Here is a 4,734-nt window from a genome sequence, read left to right on the forward strand (position 1 = left end):
CATATATGAGAACTTTATATGTTATTGTCACCTTCTAAATTTCAAAGGAGAATATCTTATGTTTTTGTACGATAGTTTTTTTCAGTATATGACCCTTTCATTTCTACCCAAACATATGAAAGCTTCCAAGCAAAATATCACTACCGTACATCCAAGTACGAACAAATTAAAAGAATTTGCCACCTGTTCAAAAGAAGAGTTGTTCAAAACATTGAAAAGCTCTGAAGAAGGCTTGAGTCAACATGAAGCCAAGAGAAGAATTAAAATTTTTGGCAAAAATATTATTTCTGAAAATAAAAAAATCAACCCTTTTATCGTTATATTTGATAACATTAAAAATCCATTAACACTGATGCTTATCGTGTTGTCCAGTGTTTCTGCTTATATGGGTGATCTAAGAACCGCTATGGTTGTTGGCGGTATGACACTTTTAAGTGTAGTTCTCTCATCAGTTCAAGAGCTGCGTTCCAGTAAGGCTGCAGAAAAGCTCAGTAGCATGGTCTCTTCTACCGTTACGGTTATTCGCCATGACAAAAGTCAAATCCCAAAAACTATTGAGTTGCCGATTAAAGAGATAGTTCCCGGTGATATTGTTCGTCTGAGTGCAGGAGATGTTATTCCGGCGGATTTGAGAATTTTTAGTGCAAAAGACCTTTTCGTGAATCAGGCATCGCTTACTGGTGAAGCCATGCCTGTTGAAAAATTTGCCATCAATGAACATTACGAAATAGAATCCATACTTGAAGCACACAATATTTGTTTTATGGGATCAAGTATTCAAAGTGGAACTGCTGTTGGTATTGTTTGCACTACGGGACGAGACACTTACCTTGGATCAATCGCAAAAACTATTGAAAGTGCTGCAGAGCCGACTAATTTTGATATAGGGATTAAAAAATTTACTTGGCTGATGCTTCGATTCATGCTCATAATGGTTCCGCTTGTTATGATTATTAACGGTTTTTTAAAACACGATTGGATTGGGGCATTTCTTTTTGGACTCTCTGTTGCTGTAGGATTGGCCCCTGAAATGTTACCGATGATTGTTACGGTGAATTTAGGAAAAGGTGCTTTTGCACTATCAAAACAAAAAGTAATCGTAAAAAAACTGAGTGCAATACAAAACTTTGGTGCGATGGATGTTTTATGTACAGATAAAACAGGAACTTTAACTCAAGACAAAATTATCCTTGAAGAACATATTGACATAAATGGAAAAGAGAGTGATCATGTACTAGAACTTGCTTACTTAAACAGTTTTCATCAAACTGGACTTAAAAATCTTCTTGATTTAGCGGTATTAGAGCATTCTGAGATTGAAGGTTTAGCTCGTCAAGAATTTCCAGATAAAATTGATGAAATCCCATTTGATTTCAATCGAAAAAGGATGTCTGTCGTTGTCGGTAAAACAGATCATACTCATCTGTTGATCACCAAAGGTGCTTCCGAAGAGATGATAAAGATATGTACTCATGTTGAAAAAGGTGGTCAAATATTGCCGCTTGATGAAAGTATGCACGATGAGATATTTAAAATTATTCATGAATATAACGAAGATGGCTTTAGAGTTGTTGCTGTTGCTTATAAACTTATGCCAAGTACACAAAAAACTTATGCGGTGCGTGATGAATCTGAAATGATTTTAGCAGGTTTTGTCTCCTTTTTAGATCCTCCAAAAGAGAGTGCACATGAAGCTATCGCTGCTTTACAGGAATATGGTGTGAGAGTAAAAGTATTGACCGGTGATAATGAAATCGTTACCAAAAAAGTCTGTAAAGATGTTGGTTTAAATATTTCAGGAATATACAAAGGTTCAGATATTGACGCGATGAGTGATGAAGAATTGAAAATTGCCGTTGAGGAAGCGAATATTTTTGCCAAACTATCTCCTGACAACAAAGCAAGAATTGTTACAGCTCTTCGGCATAATGGTCATACCGTAGGTTTCATGGGAGATGGGATCAATGATGCACCTGCTCTTAAACTTGCTGATGTCGGAATCTCTGTGGATAGTGCCGTCGATATTGCAAAAGAGACCGCGGATATCATATTGCTAGAACGGAATTTATTGGTTTTAGCAGAAGGTATAGTCCTTGGGAGAAAGGTATTTGCCAATATCATCAAATACATAAAAATGGGGGCCAGCTCAAATTACGGCAATATGTTTAGCGTAGTGGGTGCTAGTGCAATTCTTCCTTTTATTCCAATGCAACCGATTCAAATAGTTACCAATAATTTTTTATATGATCTATCTCAATCAACAACTCCTACTGACCATGTAGATGAAGAACTAATCAAAAATCCAAAAAAATGGGATATTGCTGATATAAAGAACTTTATGCTTATTGTAGGACCAACCAGCTCGGTATTTGACTATATTACATTTGGAGTGATGATCTATGTATTTCATGCATGGACGAATGAAGCTTTATTTCAAACGGGGTGGTTTGTAGAATCTTTAATTTCTCAGACACTTATTATTCATATTATTCGAACCGATAAAATTCCTTTTTTCCAAAGCACAGCCAGTTTGCCCGTGATTTTGATGACTACTACGATTATGTGCATAGGAGTTTGGTTGCCTTTTTCACCATTTGCAAAAACACTCGGTTTGGTAGCATTGCCAATAGGCTATTGGAGTATATTAGTCGCTATGATGATCGGTTATGTATTCCTTACTCAAAGTGTTAAAATGTTTTATATTAAGAAATTTGCGAAGATATAAGTTCTAAAATACATGATCAGAATTCTAGGGAACTTCGGATAAGAGATCATCGTTATTATTTCGCTTCTGCAATCATATAAGTTCCGATTAGGATTAAAAACGTACCAAAAATAATTTTTAATATTTTCGTATCGGTCTGATTGGCAATATGCGCCCCTATCCATCCACCGATAATCGCCATCATTGCAATAACTATCGCGACGCGAAAATCAACATTACCACTTTTATAATACTCCATTACCGCTGCTATACCAATCGGCGGAAGCAGTACGGCAAGCGTTGTACCAACAGCTAACTTTTGAGAAAATCCCGCTAAATATATAAGAGCTGGTGTAATGAAGATTCCGCCACCCATCCCAAGAATGCCCATTAATAATCCCGACACCAATCCTATACCTATTGATATTAACCAAATCATTTTGTACCTTCTCCCTATGATTATTACAATCCTATCATAGTTTCTACACTATGTCGATTGTCACAATAAAAGTTGAGTATACGTCTTAACATCTATAACTGCCACTTCTAATATAGCGCAGATTTAACATTGTTTTTAATTGTAATGTTTCATCTTCTTTCTTCTGTGTTTTGAATAGTGCGTCTGATTGTTTTTATCTGTAGAAATGACACTGATATTGCCATCTACTTCTAGGATTAACAACTTAACATCCTCTATTTTTTCAATACCGTGTTCTCTTATAGCCTCGTTTATCTCATCCGTTGAAATTTCAGATTTTTTCATCTCTGCTTCCATTAATACACCATCTCTGACTAAGATAATGGATTCTGACTCAATAAATATTTTGACTTTCTCATTTTGAAACATAACTTTTTTGACTAAATAATTCGCTAAAAATAAAACAGTCGCTGCAAATATTCCCCCATCTAGGGAGGTATTTGGTCCAACCATAGCGTTTTGGACAGCATTACTGATAAGAAGAAGTAAAATAACATCACCTGCGTTGAGCTGAGAGAGTTGACTTTTACCAAAAACTCTTAGGCCGACCATCATAAAAAGATAAACAAAAAGACTCCGAAAGCCTATATCCAAATATTCCAATTAAGAGCCTCCTTTATGCATGGGTTAAACGTCGTCGCATTCCAAAAAGTGAAAATGCCAATATTACAGCCAAAGACGATGCAATCGCAAAAGGAAGTGTGCTTCCGAAACGATCCCACAGCCATCCGGCCGTTGCAAGTGACATAAGAGTAGTTATCCCAATAGCGGTGTAATAGACGCCATACGCCGTGGCTTTGAGTTCGGCAGGTGCGGTATCGGAAATGATCGCCTTGGCAAGTGCATTAAACCCACCGGCAAAAAATCCGTAAATCCCAAATCCAACCCATGCTCCCCAAGCGGTTCCTGATGCCATCGCAAGCGCACCCAATCCAAATGCAAAATAAACGATAGACAACAGGGTTGCTTTCCCGAACCGATCTGCCATTTTTCCTATCGGTATGGCAAAAACAGAGAGGATAAGATTATAGAGAGTATAGGCGAGGGGAATCATCGCCAACGCCATACCGTTATCTCCGGCTTTGAGAATCATAAACGAATAATTCATTGCAAAGAGACTAAAGAGGCTTTGGAACCCTACGAGCCAATAAAATGGTGTACTCAGTGCTTCTGGGCGAAACCGTCGAATCGGTGCCGGAGTAAAAGGCTTATCAACGACAAAGACGACAAGAACAAACAAGGCAATAAGCCCCGGTATCATACTCAAAGCAAAAACGGTTCGAAACGTCGCTTCGCTCTCACCCAAGAACCACAATAATCCAAATGCACTCAAACTCCCTGCAACGGCTCCTGCACTGTCCATCATCTTGTGAAACCCAAAAATAAAGCCGCTTGCTTCTTTGGGGGTTGAGTGAGAGATAAGAGCATCACGAGGAGCAGTTCGAATCCCTTTTCCTAAACGATCGGCAATACGAATAGTAGCGATCATCGAAGCACTTTGGGCGAAAAAGGCAAACGGTTTAATGAGATTGGAAAGCCCATACCCGATAAT

General features: G+C 37.9%; 4 protein-coding genes. 1 reads left to right on the forward strand and 3 read right to left on the reverse strand.

Annotated elements, in window-relative coordinates; translation table 11 throughout:
• Positions 1–58 precede the first annotated feature (58 nt).
• Positions 59–2,725, forward strand: a complete 2,667-nt coding sequence (gene mgtA, locus JHC35_RS06335; protein WP_295043107.1) for a magnesium-translocating P-type ATPase — start codon at positions 59–61, stop codon at positions 2,723–2,725.
• A 55-nt stretch (positions 2,726–2,780) separates the two neighbouring features.
• Here mgtA and JHC35_RS06340 read toward each other — a convergent pair whose 3' ends face one another.
• The 3 genes from JHC35_RS06340 to JHC35_RS06350 form a co-directional block, all read right to left on the reverse strand.
• Entirely contained in the window at positions 2,781–3,143 is a 363-nt protein-coding gene (locus JHC35_RS06340; protein WP_295043108.1) for a sulfite exporter TauE/SafE family protein, read from the reverse strand.
• Positions 3,144–3,278: 135 nt separating this feature from the next.
• Entirely contained in the window at positions 3,279–3,785 is a 507-nt protein-coding gene (locus JHC35_RS06345) for a YetF domain-containing protein (protein ID WP_295043109.1), read from the reverse strand.
• Positions 3,786–3,798: 13 nt separating this feature from the next.
• Positions 3,799–4,734 (reverse strand): MFS transporter (locus JHC35_RS06350; protein WP_295043111.1); only part of this gene is annotated, 936 nt, incomplete at its 5' end.

The sequence above is a fragment of the Sulfuricurvum sp. genome, assembly GCF_022759005.1.
Classification (GTDB): domain Bacteria; phylum Campylobacterota; class Campylobacteria; order Campylobacterales; family Sulfurimonadaceae; genus Sulfuricurvum.